Source organism: Pseudoalteromonas sp. MTN2-4, from assembly GCF_042848605.1.
Taxonomy (GTDB): domain Bacteria; phylum Pseudomonadota; class Gammaproteobacteria; order Enterobacterales; family Alteromonadaceae; genus Pseudoalteromonas.
Window position 1 is genome coordinate 257,984 of sequence record NZ_BTGK01000004.1, and the last position, 18,375, is coordinate 276,358.

13 protein-coding genes are annotated in these 18,375 nt (G+C 41.0%); 9 read left to right on the forward strand and 4 right to left on the reverse strand.

The window, feature by feature from the left end:
* Positions 1 to 193: 193 nt before the first annotated feature.
* The 4 genes from ACGHEH_RS12290 to gap all read left to right on the forward strand — a co-directional run bounded on the left by ACGHEH_RS12290 (position 194) and on the right by gap (position 5,740).
* The gene (locus ACGHEH_RS12290) at positions 194 to 1,825 is read left to right on the forward strand and encodes a DUF342 domain-containing protein (protein WP_390445758.1); all 1,632 of its coding nucleotides are present in this window, start codon (positions 194 to 196) and stop codon (positions 1,823 to 1,825) included.
* A gap of 395 nt (positions 1,826 to 2,220) precedes the next feature.
* The gene (gene edd / locus ACGHEH_RS12295; protein ID WP_390445761.1) at positions 2,221 to 4,074 is read left to right on the forward strand and encodes a phosphogluconate dehydratase; all 1,854 of its coding nucleotides are present in this window, start codon (positions 2,221 to 2,223) and stop codon (positions 4,072 to 4,074) included.
* 23 nt (positions 4,075 to 4,097) lie between these two features.
* Positions 4,098 to 4,718: a bifunctional 4-hydroxy-2-oxoglutarate aldolase/2-dehydro-3-deoxy-phosphogluconate aldolase gene (locus tag ACGHEH_RS12300; protein ID WP_138565960.1), complete on the forward strand. Its 621-nt coding sequence runs from the start codon at positions 4,098 to 4,100 to the stop codon at positions 4,716 to 4,718.
* Between the two features lie 14 nt (positions 4,719 to 4,732).
* Positions 4,733 to 5,740 carry a type I glyceraldehyde-3-phosphate dehydrogenase gene (gene gap / locus ACGHEH_RS12305; RefSeq protein WP_390445764.1) on the forward strand — a complete coding sequence of 336 codons (1,008 nt, stop codon included), beginning with the start codon at positions 4,733 to 4,735 and terminating at the stop codon, positions 5,738 to 5,740.
* Positions 5,741 to 5,913: 173 nt separating this feature from the next.
* Here gap and rnt read toward each other — a convergent pair whose 3' ends face one another.
* Entirely contained in the window at positions 5,914 to 6,573 is a 660-nt protein-coding gene (gene rnt, locus ACGHEH_RS12310; RefSeq protein WP_390445767.1) for a ribonuclease T, read from the reverse strand.
* Between the two features lie 209 nt (positions 6,574 to 6,782).
* Between rnt and ACGHEH_RS12315 the strand changes: the two genes are divergently transcribed.
* The gene (locus ACGHEH_RS12315) at positions 6,783 to 7,625 is read left to right on the forward strand and encodes an OmpA family protein (RefSeq protein ID WP_390446024.1); all 843 of its coding nucleotides are present in this window, start codon (positions 6,783 to 6,785) and stop codon (positions 7,623 to 7,625) included.
* A gap of 56 nt (positions 7,626 to 7,681) precedes the next feature.
* Here ACGHEH_RS12315 and mnmC read toward each other — a convergent pair whose 3' ends face one another.
* Positions 7,682 to 9,661 carry a bifunctional tRNA (5-methylaminomethyl-2-thiouridine)(34)-methyltransferase MnmD/FAD-dependent 5-carboxymethylaminomethyl-2-thiouridine(34) oxidoreductase MnmC gene (mnmC, locus tag ACGHEH_RS12320; protein ID WP_390445769.1) on the reverse strand — a complete coding sequence of 660 codons (1,980 nt, stop codon included), beginning with the start codon at positions 9,659 to 9,661 and terminating at the stop codon, positions 7,682 to 7,684.
* Positions 9,662 to 9,839: 178 nt separating this feature from the next.
* Here mnmC and fabB point away from each other — a divergent pair, with 178 nt between their 5' ends.
* Positions 9,840 to 11,054, forward strand: coding sequence for a beta-ketoacyl-ACP synthase I (fabB, locus tag ACGHEH_RS12325; protein ID WP_390445771.1), 1,215 nt, complete (start codon positions 9,840 to 9,842; stop codon positions 11,052 to 11,054).
* 132 nt (positions 11,055 to 11,186) lie between these two features.
* Here the strand turns inward: fabB and metG are convergent, their stop codons facing one another.
* Positions 11,187 to 13,214, reverse strand: coding sequence for a methionine--tRNA ligase (gene metG / locus ACGHEH_RS12330; RefSeq protein ID WP_390445773.1), 2,028 nt, complete (start codon positions 13,212 to 13,214; stop codon positions 11,187 to 11,189).
* Between the two features lie 170 nt (positions 13,215 to 13,384).
* Between metG and apbC the strand changes: the two genes are divergently transcribed.
* The 3 genes from apbC to ACGHEH_RS12345 all read left to right on the forward strand — a co-directional run bounded on the left by apbC (position 13,385) and on the right by ACGHEH_RS12345 (position 17,628).
* Complete coding sequence (apbC, locus tag ACGHEH_RS12335; protein WP_390446026.1) at positions 13,385 to 14,458, forward strand: iron-sulfur cluster carrier protein ApbC; 1,074 nt, start codon at positions 13,385 to 13,387, stop codon at positions 14,456 to 14,458.
* Positions 14,459 to 14,461: 3 nt separating this feature from the next.
* Positions 14,462 to 15,055, forward strand: coding sequence for a dCTP deaminase (gene dcd, locus ACGHEH_RS12340; protein WP_390445775.1), 594 nt, complete (start codon positions 14,462 to 14,464; stop codon positions 15,053 to 15,055).
* Positions 15,056 to 15,159: 104 nt separating this feature from the next.
* Positions 15,160 to 17,628 (forward strand): putative bifunctional diguanylate cyclase/phosphodiesterase, encoded by a 2,469-nt coding sequence (locus ACGHEH_RS12345; protein WP_390445777.1) that lies wholly within the window; start codon positions 15,160 to 15,162, stop codon positions 17,626 to 17,628.
* Here the strand turns inward: ACGHEH_RS12345 and ACGHEH_RS12350 are convergent.
* Positions 17,597 to 18,373 carry a CLCA_X family protein gene (locus ACGHEH_RS12350; RefSeq protein WP_390445780.1) on the reverse strand — a complete coding sequence of 259 codons (777 nt, stop codon included), beginning with the start codon at positions 18,371 to 18,373 and terminating at the stop codon, positions 17,597 to 17,599. The two genes, ACGHEH_RS12345 and ACGHEH_RS12350, sit on opposite strands and share 32 nt — an antisense overlap.
* Positions 18,374 to 18,375: the final 2 nt, after the last annotated feature.

An 18,375-nucleotide genomic window follows, 5' to 3' on the forward strand; every position in this document is an offset into this window, starting at 1 on the left:
TCGATAAACTAATGTAACTTATACAAATATTTTCTGGTTTTTATTTTAGGTAAAATGCGCAATTAATGCTGTTTACAAATCTTTAAGTTTTGTAACGTACTTTAGATGATTTCGACTTAACAATAGAACCAAGTTGTGATGAAATGACTTGGTCATGTTTTAGTCAATTTTAAACCGTAGTGTGGAAAGACTTATGTCATTGTTTCGTTTTGATGAGGGTGATGGATATGTGTACTTGTTGTCACACCCAGTCGAGTCAGGGTTTCCTGCTAGTGCTTCGCAGCTAATGGAGTTGTTAGAGCAGTCAAGTTATGCAGACTTCGAGGTAGTTCATGCCAATATTGGTAAGTTATTTTCTGCCGGTGATGACTTTAGCAATGATTCTTTAATTGTAGCGAAGGCGATTGATGCATCAATTATGATCAAAGTTGATGAATCAAATATGATGGCCAATGCTCAAATTACGACCGCATGTGGCGGTAAAATTATTTCTCTTGATGATGCTAAAGTCGCTTTAAAAAAAGCGGGTGTTATAAAAGGTGTAAGCCGTGAAGCATTAGAACAATGTCTTGGCCAGCAGTTTGAGCAATCTCCAGGCTCAGTTTACAGTGCAATTGTCGCGCATGGGCAAAGAGCTAAAGATGGTACAGACGCAAGGTTTGTTCGTCTATGTATGACAGCGCAAGATAGAATTCTGAGCCCTCAAGAAAAAGATGGTGGCAAGGTTGACATGCGTGACTTGGGCGCAATTATTACTGTCAGACCTGGCAGCCCATTAATGAAACGTATTCCTGCGACTGAAGGCTCCTCCGGCTACTCCGTGTTCGGGGATGTGTTAGAGGCTAAACCAGGTAAGAACTTCGAGATTGAAGTGCTTGAAGGGACAAAAATTGATGAAAAAGACCCTAATTTACTTATAGCAGATGCTAAAGGGGTGCCTGTTGCATTGCCTCGGGGCATGCGTGTCGACGATGTTTTATGCTACAACGACGTGGACGTTACTACAGGACATATAGAATTTGATGGATCAGTTATTATCAGTGGTGATGTTAAAGATGGCATGAAGGTAAAAGCTACTGGAGATATAACAATTTTAGGCTTTGTAGAATCATCAGAAATACAGAGTGATAATGTAATTACGATAGTGCAAGGTGCAATAGGGCGTAAAGTAATCGAAGAGGATGATTTTTCTTGCTTTATTCGTGCAAGAAGAAATATTACGATTGGTTATGCTCAATATGCTTGCATTGAAACTCAGCAAGATTTGTTAATTGAAAAGCAGGCCTTACATTGTAATTTGTCTTCAAGTCGTCTTATTCGTATAGGTAAAGGTGATACACCAAGAGGTAAACTGATTGGTGGCAAAGTTCTTAATGCGCTTCGTATTGAAACGGGTGAATTGGGTGCTCCTTCAGGGACCAAAACGCATATATCTATTGCGCAATCATTCCATGAATTAAAAGAAAAGCAGTCAGAATTCAAGCAGTTTGAAAAGCGTTTAGCTGAAAAAGCTGTTGCGCTAAATAAGGCTAAAGCGAAAGCGAACAAAGCGCCAGAATCACCACAAAGGGCAGCGTACTTAGATAAACTACTGACAAATGAAAAACAGTTAAATGCGCATTATCAGCGTAACCAACGTAATCTAAAGTTAGTGCATATAAAATTACAACGCTTACTTGTTGGCAGTAGAGTTAAAGTCAATGACTTGATGCACCCAGGCATTGAGGTAACAATTGCACGAGACTCGAAGCAATTTACACGAATTTATCCTCCTCATTTAGTTAAATTAGATGAAGGTAAGATCACTCAACAGTTCTTGTCTTAAAAATTTAATCATTTTTTATTTTTAATAATAAAGGCTCCGCTGTGTCGGAGCCTATACGTTTTTAATCACTATTAGTTTTTCTCACCAAGAAATCTTCAATATTTTCAAGCTTGTACCTATTTAACTTTTTGTTTGGCTATTAATTGCAATCAAAAATTAATTGGAAACTGAAGTTTGTTCATTTATGAATCTTTGACTAAATTGAATGTTAGGTGTTGACACCGGTGTCAGCTTTATGGCTCAATAATATGACACCGGTGTCAGGTTGGGGTGAGAGACAACCTGATAGCGTACCTTTGAACGGGTAAATCTAAAGATGCTCGGTACATTTAGAGTGGAGTCTTTAATTGTACTGAGCCTTTTATCCTCTTAAATTTTGAGTAGAGTAGAATTTTATGTTACATCCTCGTATCCAAGCCGTCACAGAGCGTGTTACTGAACGCAGCAAAGCAACACGACAAGCCTACTTAGCACGCATCGAAGAAGCAAAAAAACAAACACGTGTGCGCGCTGGTTTAGGATGTGGCAACCTAGCTCACGTTATGGCTGCATGTTCAAGTTCAGATAAAGATCGCCTTAAAGCTGACGAGCAACCTAACTTAGCAATTATCAATTCATACAATGACATGCTTTCAGCGCATGTGCCTTACATCGAGTATCCAGCTTTAATTAAAAAGATTGCAGAAAAATATGATGCGACCGCGCAAGTTGCTGGTGGCGTACCTGCTATGTGTGACGGTGTGACTCAAGGCCGTGATGGCATGGAATTATCTTTGTTTTCACGTGATGTGATTGCGATGTCAACAGCCGTTGCACTTTCACATGATGTTTTCGATGGTGTTTTTTGTTTAGGTGTGTGTGACAAAATCGTACCGGGACTATTAATTGGTTCGCTTTCATTCGGTCATTTACCTATTTACTTCTTACCAGCTGGCCCGATGCAGTCTGGTATTCCAAATAAAGAAAAAGCACGTGTTCGTCAAAAGTTCGCTCAAGGCTTAGTTTCTCGTGAAGAGTTACTAGAGGCAGAGAGTGCGTCATACCACAGTGCGGGTACTTGTACTTTCTACGGTACTGCAAACTCAAACCAGATGCTGATGGAGATCATGGGTCTTCACCTTCCTGGTAGCTCTTTCATCAACCCATACACTGAACTACGCGATGGCCTTACGGGCAGTGCGGTTGAGCTAATGCTTAAGCAACTTATCGAAAGCAAAGATGCAAACCCAATCGGTGAAGTTGTTAGCGAAAAAACAGTGATCAATGGCTTAGTTGGTCTACTAGCTACAGGTGGCTCAACAAACCACGCTATTCATTTAGTTGCCATGGCGAAAGCGGCGGGTGTTCAAATCACCTGGAAAGATATGGCTGAGCTTTCTGAAGTTGTGCCTCTACTAACACGTATTTATCCAAATGGTTCTGCGGATGTGAACCACTTTCAAGCTGCGGGTGGCATGGGCTTCTTAATGCGTGAACTGCGTGACGGTGGTTTCTTACATAATGATGTGAAAACCATTGTTGGTGAAGGCCTAGATGCTTATACCCAGGAGCCAGTGTTAGATGTTGATGACAACTTGATCATGTCTAGCAACACAGGTCCAAGCAAAGTGAAGTGGGTACCTTGTCCTGAAAATTCACTAGATGAAGAAGTACTTCGCCCTGTTAGCAACCCATTCAATAAGCAAGGTGGCCTTCAGCTACTTACAGGCAATATTGGTAAAGCGGTTATCAAGGTATCTGCGGTTCAAGAGCAACACCAAACAGTGTCAGCACCTGCAAAAGTCTTTAGCTCGCAAGCTGCATTACAGGATGCATTCGCTTCAGGTGAATTAAACACAGACTTTATTGCTGTTATTAAAGAGCAGGGCCCTAAAGCTAAGGGCATGCCAGAACTTCACAAATTAACGCCTGTGATGGCAACGCTTCAGGATCAAGGTTACAAAGTGGCTATTGTGACTGACGGCCGTATGTCTGGTGCGTCAGGTAAAGTACCTGCAGCAATCCACTTAGCACCAGAAGCAGTTGAAGGCGGGATCATCGCTAAAATTCATGATGGTGACTTGATCACACTAGACGCACCAAATGGAGACTTAATTCTCCATGTATCATATGAAGAGTTAGCAAAGCGTGAGCATGTGATCAGCCATACAGAGCCAACTTATGGCACAGGTCGTGAGCTATTCGCAGGATTCAGAAATATCGTAAGCAGTGCAGACCTAGGCGCGAGTGCCTTTGGACTAGAAGAATAAAAGCATTGGGAATGAGGAACAAGATGAGTATTGAAAATATTTTAACATCAGCACCAGTTGTACCAGTGGTGGTGATTGAAAACTTAGAAGACGCTGTACCGCTCGCAAAAGCGTTATATAACGGTGGTTTAAAAGCACTAGAAATTACCCTTCGCACACCTGTTGCGGCTGAAGCGGTAAAGCTAATGAAAGAAGCTGTACCAGAAGCCTACGTTGGCACAGGTACCGTGATTGATAAAGCCACATTCGAAGCATCAGTTGCTGCAGGTGCTGACTTCATGGTGAGCCCAGGTGTAAATGATGAGCTTTTAGCACTAGCAAAAGAAACTGACATCCCGTTTTTACCTGGCGCAGCAACACCAAGTGAAGTGATGAAGCTAGCGTCGCATGGTTTTAAATTTTTAAAATTCTTCCCAGCGGAAGCAGCAGGTGGCGCACCAATGCTTAAGTCAATTGGTGGTCCATTACCACAAGTTAAATTCTGCCCAACGGGTGGTATTAGCTTAGCAACAGCGCCTAAGTACCTAGCTTTAAATAACGTCGTGTGCGTTGGTGGTACTTGGATGTTAGATAAAGAACTTATCGCAAACAAAGATTGGCAGGCGATCGAAGCGCTTGCGAAACAAGCAAGTGAAGTAAAATAGTCGAGGAACTGAAAATGATTAATATCGCAATTAATGGTTATGGCCGTATCGGTCGCAATGTTTTACGAGCGCTTTACGAGTCTGGTCAAAACGAAGAAATTAAAATTGTCGCTATCAACGATCTAGCACCTGCTAACGTGAATGCACATCTAACTCAGTTTGATTCAGTACATGGTCGTTTCAACCAAGAAGTTGTGTTAGCTGAAAACACGTTAGTGATTGGTAATGACGAAATCACGCTTACGCAAGAACGTGATCCTGCGAACTTACCTTGGAAAGCGCTTAACGTTGATATCGTATTAGAATGTACAGGTATCTTCACGTCACGTGATGCTGCAGCTAAGCACATTGAAGCGGGCGCGAAAAAAGTAATCGTTTCAGCACCAGGTACTGATCTAGATGCAACGGTTGTTCACGGTGTGAACTCTGAAGTGATCAATGCAACAAGTAATATCATTTCAAATGCATCTTGTACAACTAACTGTCTTGCACCAGTTGCTAAAGCACTAAATGACGCAATTGGTATCGAACAAGGTAGCATGACAACCATTCACGCTTACACAAACGATCAAGTTCTAACTGATGTTTATCACCCAGATCTTTACCGTGCGCGTAGTGCAACTCAGTCTATGATCCCAACTAAAACAGGTGCTGCAAAAGCAGTTGGTTTAGTGTTACCTGAGCTTGCTGGCAAATTAGACGGTATGGCGGTTCGTGTTCCTACAGTGAATGTGTCTTTAGTTGACTTAACATTCATTGCTTCTCGCGAAACAACTGCTGAAGAAGTAAACGCAGCGGTTAAAGCGGCTGCAACTGAAGGTGCAATGTCTGAAGTACTTGAGTACAACGAGCTTCCACTAGTTTCTATTGACTTCAACCACAACCCAGCGTCATCAGTATTTGATTCAACGCAGACTAAAGTTGATGGTAAATTAGTTAAAGTAATGGCTTGGTACGATAACGAGTGGGGTTTCTCTAACCGTATGATCGACCAGGTTAAAGCATTAGGCCAATACCTATAAAGTATTCCAAGCTTTAATAATACTTCAAATAGACCACTTTATTATTGAGCTTGGTATTAAAGTTAAAGTTAGCAATAAAAAAACCGCTTCAATAAGCGGTTTTTTTATGTCTGGTGAAAGTTGTTTATCTAAAGAGAGAAGTTTAGATATTTCTATTCTTTATTAATAAAAATCTACGCTTCTGTTTCTTCTTCTGCTTCTAATTCAGGTAGTGGCCAACCCCCTAATGCTTGCCATTTATTTACGATAAAGCAAAATAACTCGGCTGTACGTTCGGTGTCGTAAAGGGCTGAGTGAGCTTGGCTGTTATCAAACTCAATACCAGCTGTGCGACACGCTTTAGCAAGCACAGTTTGGCCTAGTGCAAGACCTGCCAAAGAGGTAGTATCAAAGCTTACAAATGGGTGGAAAGGGGTGCGCTTTATTTTGTTACGCTCTATTGCTGCATTTAAAAAACCATGGTCAAACGCAGCATTATGTGCAACAACCACTGAGCGAGAGCAACCCGCAGCTTTTTGAGCTTTTCTCACCATTTTACAGATTTCTTTGATAACAATATCTTCATCTTCAGCACCACGTAATTCTGAAAACGGATCAATGCCGTTAAATTCAATGGCAGCTTGTTCGATGTTTGCACCTTCGAAAGGCTTTACATGAAAGTGTAGAGTTTGATCTAAACTTAGAATACCTTCATCATCCATTTTTAAAGTTGTGGCAGCGATTTCTAATAGCGCATCTGTGTCTTTGTTAAAGCCAGCTGTTTCTACGTCGATAACAACAGGAAAGAACCCACGAAAGCGTTGGGAAAATAAAGTTTGATCTTGATCTGCCATAATGCACTTATGTTATGAATGTAAGGGGCGTATTATACTGTTTAGATAGATTTTTGCGACCCGAAATATGTTTCAATCACTAAGCTTTATTGAGTGATAAGGCTTACGGCATATTTCTTGCTTTTGAGTTGTTGAGATCATCAAAGCGGCATTATTTTGTCAGTACGGAGAAAGTTGTGAAGTACAAAGCATATTTATTCGGTTTAGGGCTGTTATTCGCAGACATTGGATTTGCTGATGCGGCTATGCGCCAGTATAGCGCAAATACTGACAGTTCAAATTGGGATTTAAATAAGACCAAACGCCTTTCTTGTGCTTTGCAGCATGAGATCCCATATTATGGCGAAGCTATTTTTAATGTCGTAGCCAGTAAAAATAAAGATCTGACTTTTAACCTCGACATGATTGTACGCCCAGAGACTTATGACTTTGCTGGCTTGCAATCTGTACCACCACAATGGCGAGCAGGGGTGCCAGTTCGCGATATCAGTAAAATGCAGCTGTTAAAAAAGTTTGATGGTGAATTAAATAATGATGTCTCATGGGAGATTCTCACAGAGCTTGAAAAAGGCTTTCATCCAACATTCTATTATAAAGATTGGCAAAATAGTGCTGACCGCATTTCTGTCGCGCTCTCCTCTGTAAACTTTCGACAAGCTTATTGGGCGTTTTTACAATGTCGCGATAACTTGCTGCCATACAGTTTCGAAGATATTGCTTTTACGGTAATGAATTATAAAAAGAACTCTAGCGATCTAACCAAGTCATCCCGTAAACGCCTGGAGATGATAGGTGAGTATCTTAAAAACGATGACAATATTGAATCTATCTTTATTTCGGCCTACACCGACAGCTACGGCGGTCGATGGATAAATATGGAGCTTTCAAAAAAACGTGCTAAAGCGATAAAAGACTATATGGCGAGTATGGGCGTGCCAGCAGATAAAATTCAAATAGAAGGCTTTGGTGAGAAGCGCCACGTGCAACCAAATGACAATGCCATAGGACGAGGCAAAAACCGTCGAGTGGTTATTCAAATAGCAAAACCTTAGTTTTCAGTATAAACATAGAACAAAGGCGACTTAGGTCGCCTTTTCTATTTTAGTGGCTAAATCTTATTACGAATAAGATCTCTAACAATAAAGCGGTTAGGGTGTATGGCCTCATTGACCCTTAAACTATAAGGGCTTGGTTCATTACATAGTTTGGCAATCAAGTGCTCGGTTGCCAGAGGTGCACTGCAGAGGCCCCTTGCCCCAAAACCAGTAACGATATGAAGTCCTGCATAAGGCATTTGTTCTTCAGAGAAATCATACTGCTTACCTTTACTTAAGTTTGCATAGGCTTGACATAAATCTGCTTTCTCAGGGACTTGACCGAGCATAGGTAAGTGGTCATTGAAACAGCATCTCACAGCGGCTTTCGCTGAAGTAATGTCACCAAGGCTTTGCGTAAAGTCACTCTGCTCATAAAACTTCATTAACTGTGCTTTGTTGGTGACATTATCTTCGTCTTTAACTTCACGGCTTTTGGTTTGTTTATCAAAGGTTGCTCCCATACAATGATGGCCATCGATGCTTGGCGTAAAATAACCTTTATGACACAGTACGGTTTTTAATTTATCAGATACTTCACCAGATTTAATATGCGAGACTTGGCCTCTGACACCGTGTAAGCCAATGTCTTTTGTTTGCTCGAACCTGTCACTGTGTTCACCGGCGCAAACAAATACATCCGAGAATGGACCAACTCGGTTGTCTTCAGTAACTAAATACCACCCATCTTCGCTTTGCTCTAAAGTTTGAACATCTGTATTAAAATATGTTTGAACGCCTTGCAATGTATTGGCAGCATCAAATACAGCATGGGTTAACTGTGCTGGGTCTACCCAGCCAGCTTCAGGAAAGAACAAACCGGAATAGGGTAATTCAGCACCTGCCAGTTCACTGGCTTGTGATTCATTCACAGAATAAATCAGTGACTCAGGCCATACCGCTTTTTCTACTAACTTTTTGTGTTGCAGTGTTTTGCTCTCATTTACCGCTTGGAGTAAAACGCCACACCAATCATGGTCATATTCAAAACCTTGCGCGGCAATATCTTTGTATAGCCTTAATGCATATAAATAGCTGTGGGCATAGAACTCGCTTGATGGGCTATTTTCAGATTGTAGATTAGGGTAAACCGCGCCTTGTCGATTATGTGAGGCGCCTTTTGCAAGTGCATCATCTTGGCAAAATAAAGTAGCGCTAATCCCACGCTTAGCTAAATGATATAGTAAACAGCTAGAGCCAACGCCCCCACCAATGATGGCAACGTGATTGAGTGGCCTTTTATTTAAGTTGTAAAACTCGGGTGTATTGTGTGTGCTGTTAGCGATATTTAACTGACCAACAACCATCTCACGTTTGCGGCCAAAGCCTTTTACTTTTTTGCATTCGAACCCAGCTTCTTGTAAGCCGCGACGTACAAAACCTGCAGCAGTAAATGTCGCGAATGTTGCATTGTCTCGGCTTAGATTCGCCATGGCATTGAACAACGGTTGTGTCCACATATCTGGGTTTTTGCTTGGTGCAAAGCCATCTAGGTACCAAGCGTCCACAATACCTTCTTGGGTGAAATTCATTTTAGGTAAAGTGTCGTGCACATCACCAAACCATAAATCAAGGACTACACGACCATTGTCGAACTCAAGGCGGTGGCAACCCTCAAGTGCGATCGGGTAGTGCTTACAAAGCTGCTCTGATAAAGATGTGAGGCTTGGCCAAGCTGCTAACGCTTTTGCAAGTTCCGACTGTTTTATTGGAAACTTTTCAAAAGAAATAAAATGTAATTTCGCTTTGTTACCTTCGATTTGACGCCATTGCTGCCAAGTATTTAAAAAGTTAAGGCCAGTACCAAAGCCAGTTTCTGCGATCACAAAGTGTTTTTGGTCGTGTGAGGTTAAACGTGCTGAAATGTTGTTATTCTCGTAGAAAACATAGTGAGATTCAGCAAGACCATCATCGTTCGAGAAATAAACATCATCGAAGTCGTCGGCAACCGGTGTGCCTGATTCATTAAAGTGAATTTGTGCGTTTTTGATCATGATTAATGCAATTAGGATCGAATTAATGCAGTATTCTACGTGTTTTAATTGTTTTCGTCCGTTGAAATTTAGTAAAAAACAATTCAGAGTACGTGTGTAAGCTGGAAAGCTGACCACTTGAGGTCACAATTCAAAGTAGAATACACAGAATTTAGAAATAAAATTAAGGGAATCACCCATGAGAAGAGCCGTTATTACAGGTATCGGTATTGTATCGAGCATCGGCAACGACAAGAACGAAGTATTAGAGTCTTTAAAAGCGGGTAAAAGTGGCATCGTTTTCAATCAAGAATTCGCTGATTATAATCTTCGTAGTAATGTTTCAGGTAACATCGACATCGATGTTAAAGCACACGTAGACCGTAAAGCACACCGCTTCATGGGCGATGCTGCTGCATTCTCTTATATCTCAATGGCACAAGCGATTGAAGATTCAGGTCTATCTGAAGAGCAGGTGTCTAACGAGCGCACTGGCTTAATCGTTGGTTCAGGTGGTGGTTCTTCTAAATACCAAGTAGAAGCGGCTGACATTCTTCGTGAAAAAGGTGTTAAGCGCGTAGGTCCTTACATGGTTCCTCGTACTATGGCATCAACAGCGTCAGCATGTCTTGCAACGCCTTTCAAAATTAAAGGTGTTAACTACTCAATCAGCTCTGCATGTGCAACATCAGCACACTGTATCGGTAATGCGGTAGAGCAAATTCAACTTGGTAAGCAAGACGTTATCTTTGCAGGTGGTGGTGAAGAACTTCACTGGACACTGGCAATGGAATTCGACGCGATGGGCGCGCTTTCAACAAAATACAATGAAACACCTGAAAAAGCTTCTCGTACGTATGATGCAAACCGAGACGGTTTTGTAATCTCTGGTGGTGGCGGTATCGTTGTTGTTGAAGAACTAGAGCACGCACTTGCTCGTGGTGCTCACATCTACGCTGAAATCGTAGGTTACGGTGCAACTTCTGATGGTTACGACATGGTTGCACCATCTGGTGAAGGCGCGGTTCGTTGTATGAAACAAGCAATGGCTGACGTTGAAGGTGGCATCGATTACTTAAACACACACGGTACTTCTACACCAGTAGGTGACGTGAAAGAGCTAGGTGCAATTCAAGAGCTATTCGGTGAGAAATCTCCTGCTATTAGTGCAACTAAAGCAATGACTGGTCACGCCCTTGGTGCTGCTGGTGTTCACGAAGCTATCTTCTCTCTACTTATGCTTGAAAATAATTTCGTAGCTCCTTCAATCAACGTTGAAGAGCTAGACGAGCAAGCGAAAGGCTTAGACATTGTAACTGAGCGTCGTGACGTTGAGCTAAATACGGTAATGTCTAACAGCTTTGGCTTCGGCGGTACAAACGCAACATTAGTAATGCAAAAGTACAAAGGCTAATACTTAACAAAATTAAGTGTTACCAAGGATACAGCCCAGTCAATTGACTGGGCTTTTTTATGGGTGATGTTTTGTGAGTTTTAGATACAAAAAAGCCCGCAAGATAGCGGGCTTTTCACGTGTAATTGTTAATTACATGACACGCATACCCGGCTCTGAGCCTTCATCTGGGTTCAGAATATAAATTTCTTTACCACCTGGGCCGGCTGCCAGTACCATGCCTTCTGACATACCGAAACGCATCTTACGCGGCTTAAGGTTAGCAACCATAACCGTTAACTTGCCTTCGATATCTTCCGGTGCGTAGGCTGATTTAATACCTGCAAATACTTGGCGCGTTTCACCACCTAAATCTAACGTGAGTTTAAGTAGCTTTTCAGCGCCTTCAACGTGTTCAGCTTTAGCGATTTTCGCAACACGCAAATCAACTTTAGCGAAGTCGTTAAACTCGATTTCATCTGCGATAGGCTCTTTAGCAAGCGGACTATTTGGGTCAATCTTTGGTTTGTTAGCCGCTTCTAAGCTTTCTTTTGATTCTTCAACCATTTTGTTTACTTTGTCCATTTCAACACGTTGCATTAGCGCTTTGAATTTGCTGATCTCATGACCAACTAATGGCGTTTGCGCACTTTCCCAAGTTAATTCTGTATTTAGGAAAGACTCAACGTTTGCAGCCATTACAGGAAGTACTGGCTTCAAGTAAGTCAGTAGCACTTTAAATAAGTTCAAACCAAGAGAGCATACTTGGTGTGCTTGTTCTTGTGTGTCTTCGTTCTTGATCAGTACCCAAGGTGCTTGTGCATCGATGAACTGGTTTGCTTTGTCAGCAAGAGTCATGATCTCACGGATAGCTCGGCTATATTCACGGTTTTCATAATGCTCAGCAATGGTGTCTGACGCATTTTGGAACTCAGCTAATAGCTCCGGCTCCATGATCACATCACTTAACTTGCCGTCAAATTTCTTAGTGATGAAACCCGCACAACGAGACGCGATGTTTACAACTTTACCAACTAAGTCAGAGTTCACACGTTGTGCAAAGTCTTCTAAGTTTAAATCTAAGTCAGTAATGCCACTGTTTAGTTTAGCAGCGAAGTAATAACGTAAATATTCAGGGTTTAAGTGGTCTAAATAAGTACGCGCCTTAATGAAGGTGCCTTTAGATTTAGACATTTTTGCACCGTTTACGGTTACAAAGCCATGTGCAAATACATTAGTTGGCTTGCGGAAGTTCGCACCATCTAGCATTGCAGGCCAGAACAGACTGTGGAAATAAATGATGTCTTTACCGATGAAGTGATAAAGCTCTGCATCAGAACCTTCGCCCCAGAATGCATCAAAATCTAAGCCTGATTTGTCACATAGGTTTTTGAAGCTAGCCATATAACCAATTGGTGCATCTAGCCATACGTAGAAGTATTTACCCGGTGCACCTGGAATTTCAAAACCAAAGTAAGGGGCATCACGGCTGATATCCCATTGCTGTAGACCTTCAGCAAACCACTCTTCTAGTTTGTTTGCCATTTCAGCTTGAAGGCTACCTGAGTGTAGCCACTCTTTCAGCATGTCTTCGAAAGCTGGTAGGTCAAAGAAGTAGTGTTCAGAATCTTTTAATACTGGAATTGCACCAGACATCGCAGAACGCGGATCTTTAAGCTCAGTTGGGCTATATGTTGCGCCACAAGCATCACAGCTGTCACCGTTTTGATCTTCTGCACCGCACGTTGGGCAAGTACCCGTAACAAAACGATCTGGTAAGAAGATTTCTTTTTCTGGGTCAAAGAGCTGAGAAATAGTACGCTTCTTGATATGACCTTTATCGTTCAAACGATTGTAGATCAATGCGCTTAATTCTTTGTTCTCTTCACTGTGTGTACTGTGATAGTTATCAAATTCAACACTGAAATCTGCGAAATCACGTTGACGCTCAACACTCACGTTTTTCACCATTTCTTCAGGTGTAATGCCTTGCTTTTGTGCATTCAGCATAATTGGCGTGCCGTGCGCATCATCAGCACAGACGTAATAAGTTTCATGACCACGTAATTTTTGAAAACGTGACCAAATATCAGTTTGAATGTATTCAAGCATATGACCAAGGTGAGTTGGACCATTGGCATACGGTAAAGCACTAGTGATGAGAATTTTTCTCTTGCTCATAAACGGTTCCATGAAATTTAAGTGATGTTGCTTAACTATTAAACAAACCACTAATTTGAGCCAAAATAAGGAACATTAAAGCCTTAGCTTAGCTGAATTGACTGGTGTTAATGGGTTGAATGTTACATAATTCCGAGGTCTTTTTCATCATTCGAGCACGTTTTATTTTTATGTTTGGACTCAATAAACTGTTTGGCAAACTTAACCCCGAAAAAACGGCGATTTTGACCGCATTATCTCAGTATAAAAGTGCGGTATTTCCTTTTGGTATTGCCAATGACTGGGTCGAAAAAGTAGATAAAACGAATGGCGGTTTTGAGGTGCACCTTAATTTACCCTTTGCAGCAAAAAATGCGCTATTAGATATTGAAGCTGAACTGCTTGAGAAAACACAGACAAAAATTAGTCTATGTGCTGAAATTGCATTAACTGCAAAAGATAAATTCAAACAAATAAAACACATTGTCTTAGTGGCATCGGGTAAAGGTGGGGTAGGTAAGTCGACCTCTGCGGTGAACCTGGCTTATGCGATGGCTGCACAAGGTGCCAAGGTCGGTATTTTAGATGCTGATATTTATGGACCTTCGATTCCATCTTTGTTCGCTTTAGAACACGAAAAGCCAACAACAAAAGACAATAAAACCCTGCAACCCATTGTTAAAGATGGCATTAAAATGCAGTCTATTGGTTTTTTAGTACCAGCAGAAGATGCCACAGTATGGCGAGGCCCTATGGCTTCTCAAGCGCTCAACCAATTACTGAATGAAACAGATTGGGGCGAGTTAGATTACTTATTTGTTGATATGCCGCCAGGCACAGGCGATATTCAGCTCACTATGACGCAAAAAGTGCCAGCCAGTGGTGCGGTAATTATTACTACACCTCAAGATTTAGCCCTTGCCGATGCACAAAAGGGCATCGCGATGTTCAATCAAGTAAACTTGCCTATACTGGGCCTGATTGAAAACATGAGTCACTACATTTGTGGCCATTGTGGTGGCAAAAACCATGTATTTGGTCAGCAAGGGGGCGAGCGTTTGGCGAGCCGCCATGGTGTACCATTATTGGCTGAAATCCCTTTAGATATTGAGATCAGGACGTATTCTGAGCAAGGTCTTAATATTGCAAAACAACCTATAAAAGCAACAGAACATTACACAGCATGTAGTCAACTTATCGCGAGCATGCTGCACTACCAATCAAGCACAGACTCACAAGTTGAGATTGTGATGACGGACGATTAAGAAATGAGATTATCTGATACCCATATTAAACAAGCCATTGCTGATCAAAAAATTATTATTGAGCCTTCACCAAGTGATGACATGATCTCAGGGATCACCCTTGATTTACGTTTAGGTAATAAGTTTCGTGTATTTCAAGACCATGGCGCGCCATATATTGATTTAAGTGGCCCAAAAGACAAACTAAACGATGCCATGGAATCAATCATGAGTGATGAAATTGAACTGGGCGAAAATGAACAGTTCTTTTTACACCCAGGTCAACTAGCTCTGGCAATGACCTATGAGTCAGTAACTTTACCTGCGGATTTAGTGGGGTGGTTAGATGGCCGTTCATCATTAGCACGTTTAGGGCTAATGGTGCATGTTACAGCACACCGAATTGATCCGGGTTGGTCAGGTAACATTGTTTTAGAGTTTTACAACTCAGGCAAGTTACCGTTAGCACTTCGTCCAAAAATGAAAATTGGTGCGCTCAGTTTTGAAACTATGACAAGCCCAGCTGAGCAGCCTTATAACGCCCGTAAAGATGCGAAATATAAAGGCCAGAATAGTGCGGTAGCTAGCCGTATTAGCGACGATAATTGTACTAATTAAATCAGTATAAAAGATTAAATTTATTTACACTTTTAATCTGGCAGATCCCAAAAAAACCGACATACTTAAATCTTAGGCGGCAAGCTTGTATTCAAGGAGATGATATGTCGGTTTGGGCTTTGAGAGTTTTAGCAATCATTTTGTTACTTGTTTTTTCAAAAGCAAGTGCAAAGGAATTTGATGTCTTCTACCTTGAAGATGTGCCTAACTCTCAGGTTTCTATATTAGATGTCATTCAAGACGATGCTCGTTTTACAGCTCAAAGTACTAACAGTTTATCTATCCTTTCAGGATACAAACACTGGTTCAAGATAGAGCCTAATTTAATGTCATATACTGACAGTTTTCATTGGGTGCTTCACACCGACCAACTGCCAAAAGGTCAACTTTCTTTCTACTGGGTTCAATCTGGAAAATTAATCAGTAAATCGGTTTTCTCTAGTCTTAGTAATAGTGCACCAGAAAATAAGATTTTTCCGCATATAAGGCTAACTTCTCAAAATAGCGATGTAGCTATTTATATCGAGGCGGATAATCCAGATAACAAACAACTGAGTTTAAAGCTTTCCACTGCAGAAGAGTTTGATAATTTAAAACAAACACGCCAGTTCTGGTACGGTACTGAACTTGGCTTACTCTATTTTGTTGGTTTATTTATGTTCTTAATGGCTGCAACGAGCAAATATAAGTACCTTGCATATTTAGGCGGCTATTTCATCTTTATTGCCTTACAATATAGTGTGATCACTGGGGTCATTTACTTCTATCTTCCTGACTTAGCTGCTGATTATTTGTCATCTCTGACCGCCGCTTGGTTATTTTTTAGTGCCGCTGCTTGTATCATGTTTAATGCTAAGTTTTTTGCATTAAAGCAGCATTACAAAAGAGCCTATAGAGTGGTTCAGACCACAGCGCGATTTCTGTTGGCAGCAGCCTGTTTTGTTTTAATTTTTCAATCATCAATATCAACAGCTGCACAAGTCGTAAGCTTTACAGCTTTAATAACTTGTATGCTGACAATTTATTATTTTGCATTTGTAAGTCAGCGGCCTCTGATAAAACTGATGTTTATCGCTTGGTTGCCCGCATTACTTATTGAAATAGGCAGATTAGGTCTTGAATCTGGCACTATTGCTCAAAGTGATTTGGTTTGGCCTGTCAGAGTGTTGGTTTTTGTTCATGTTATTCTTATTTGCGTAGCCATTTATTTACTTGATAAGAAAAAGCAGGATTCATTTTTATTTTATAGCTTACATGATAAAGACACAGGCTTGGCAAATCGTCAAGCGCTTCAGCAATTTTTGGATACTTTAGTTGCGAATAAGAAAAACCACACAGTTTTAGCGTTTCGCCCCATGATGTCGGATCAAATTAAGCTAAGCTTCGGTGTTGAGTATGCAAGTAAGCGCCTAAGGGTTTTGTTTAAAGAGCTTAAATCACAAATCAACCCTTATCTTGAAAATGAAAGTGCTCAGCAATCACATCAAATTTATAAACTTTCAGATGGCACTTTTGCTTTAGTTTTGATCGGTGACCTATCACTTAATCAAATTGAACAGTATGTGTGTGTTATTGCAGGTGTGTTTGAAGAAGGGGTTGAGCAAAAAGGGTTTCAACTTTCAGATCAAATCAAAGTCGGGGTTGCACATTACCCCACCCATGCAATTAATGCGGAACTATTAGTGCAAAGAAGTTTATTGGCTTTGGCTGATAACCATTCTTTTGGGGTCAATTGGCATATTTACGATCCGAGTATAGCGGCTATGGCTGAAAGGCGATTAAAGCTATCGGCATCGCTTCAGCATGCGATACAAAACAATGAGTTGTCACTGTTCTTACAGCCTCAAGTATTGCTTTGCACCGGCCAAGTATATGGTGCTGAGGGCTTGTTACGCTGGCATCATCCTGATCTAGGGTTTGTTGCGCCCGATGAGTTCATTCCTATCGCTGAGGCTTCAGGGCAAATTAATGCGTTGACAGAGTGGGTTATTACACAGGGGTTAAATTATCAGAAAGAAATCGTTGAGCTATACCCAAACCATATGCTGTCTTTGAATATTTCTGGAAAAGATTTATCAAGAAAAGAGTTGATAGTGCAACTTATTACACAGTTAAACGAGCTTTCATTAGACCCCTCGCAAATCATTTTGGAAATCACAGAATCTGTTGCGATTGCTGGTAAAGGTAAACTAAAAGAAACCATCGAAGATTATAGGCATTTAGGGGTCAAAATTGCGATTGATGATTACGGTACGGGTTACTCTTCACTTGCATATTTAAGCGAACTTGGTTTTGATGAACTAAAAGTAGATAAACAATTTGTTATGGATATTGAAACTTCGAGCAAAAATCAAACAATCTGCAAGACGACTTGTGATATGGCAAGAAGTTTAGGGTCAATGGTGGTTGCAGAAGGTGTTGAGAACTTAGCAAGTTACAATAAGTTGATGCATTATGGCTGTGACATAGCACAAGGTTACTTTATTTCGAAACCCATTAAGTTTGAAGATTATATGCAGTGGTTGACCCAAGCTAATTTAGCTATCGATGTAAAGCAGCTCCTAGTGCGTTGAAATAACGATAAATACTAGTTTCTAAGTGTCCTCGAAGTGTTTTATCAGGGAACCCCCCTTGTTGTGCGAGCCTACTTTTTTTGACGCCAGACACTAAGTAGTGGTTTTTGATTTCAGTATGGTGGCCGATACAGGACTCAAACGCACGGGCTGTCATTTCTTGCGGACGACTGAAATAATTTTGTTGATAAGTTTTATCGAGCATAATCGAATTTTTAAAGAAGGTGCTTTCTTGCTGACCCGTTGCATCTAAAAAGCAGTATTTATAAAAGTTCGAAAGTTCATCATTCAGAGGGTGTGGGTGATAAGACGCTTCAGTAAGCCATTTCGCTGAAGCAAAATCAAAATATTGACTGCTCGGGTATAAGAATTTACATATGTAATGATCAAAGGCATGCCACCATTCATGGGCCAGTGCCCCTGCGCCAGCATTTTTAGCTAAAGCGAGTATTTTGCCATTACTGTCATAATGAGCTTGCACACCTTTTTGTCCGCCAGAGCCAAAACTTAAACTGAGTGTTTTTCTTAAACCAATGACTTCAGGAGGTATATTCAGTATTTGTGTTAAATCAGCGAGGCTGTCGTAAATTAAATTAGCAGCGATAAAACGCTCTTCTTTCGTCACCCAAGCGCCGACCGTGATGGTTTTAAAGCCAAAGGTACGTTTAATATCTTCAAATAAAATTTGATCACCAAATCTATAATCTGGGCCTTGTCTATAAAAGTCACTTGTGAGCCTTGCCATAG

Bases quoted from the DNA above. Each gene is read 5' to 3' on its own strand.
- ACGHEH_RS12345 (WP_390445777.1), top strand. From the start codon at position 15,160: ATGTCGGTTTGGGCTTTGAGAGTTTTAGCAATCATTTTGTTACTTGTT.
- ACGHEH_RS12290 (WP_390445758.1), top strand. From the start codon at position 194: ATGTCATTGTTTCGTTTTGATGAGGGTGATGGATATGTGTACTTGTTG.
- apbC (WP_390446026.1), top strand. From the start codon at position 13,385: ATGTTTGGACTCAATAAACTGTTTGGCAAACTTAACCCCGAAAAAACG.
- ACGHEH_RS12350 (WP_390445780.1), bottom strand. From the start codon at position 18,373: ATGGCAAGGCTCACAAGTGACTTTTATAGACAAGGCCCAGATTATAGA.
- gap (WP_390445764.1), top strand. From the start codon at position 4,733: ATGATTAATATCGCAATTAATGGTTATGGCCGTATCGGTCGCAATGTT.
- fabB (WP_390445771.1), top strand. From the start codon at position 9,840: ATGAGAAGAGCCGTTATTACAGGTATCGGTATTGTATCGAGCATCGGC.
- dcd (WP_390445775.1), top strand. From the start codon at position 14,462: ATGAGATTATCTGATACCCATATTAAACAAGCCATTGCTGATCAAAAA.
- mnmC (WP_390445769.1), bottom strand. From the start codon at position 9,661: ATGATCAAAAACGCACAAATTCACTTTAATGAATCAGGCACACCGGTT.
- rnt (WP_390445767.1), bottom strand. From the start codon at position 6,573: ATGGCAGATCAAGATCAAACTTTATTTTCCCAACGCTTTCGTGGGTTC.
- edd (WP_390445761.1), top strand. From the start codon at position 2,221: ATGTTACATCCTCGTATCCAAGCCGTCACAGAGCGTGTTACTGAACGC.
- ACGHEH_RS12300 (WP_138565960.1), top strand. From the start codon at position 4,098: ATGAGTATTGAAAATATTTTAACATCAGCACCAGTTGTACCAGTGGTG.
- metG (WP_390445773.1), bottom strand. From the start codon at position 13,214: ATGAGCAAGAGAAAAATTCTCATCACTAGTGCTTTACCGTATGCCAAT.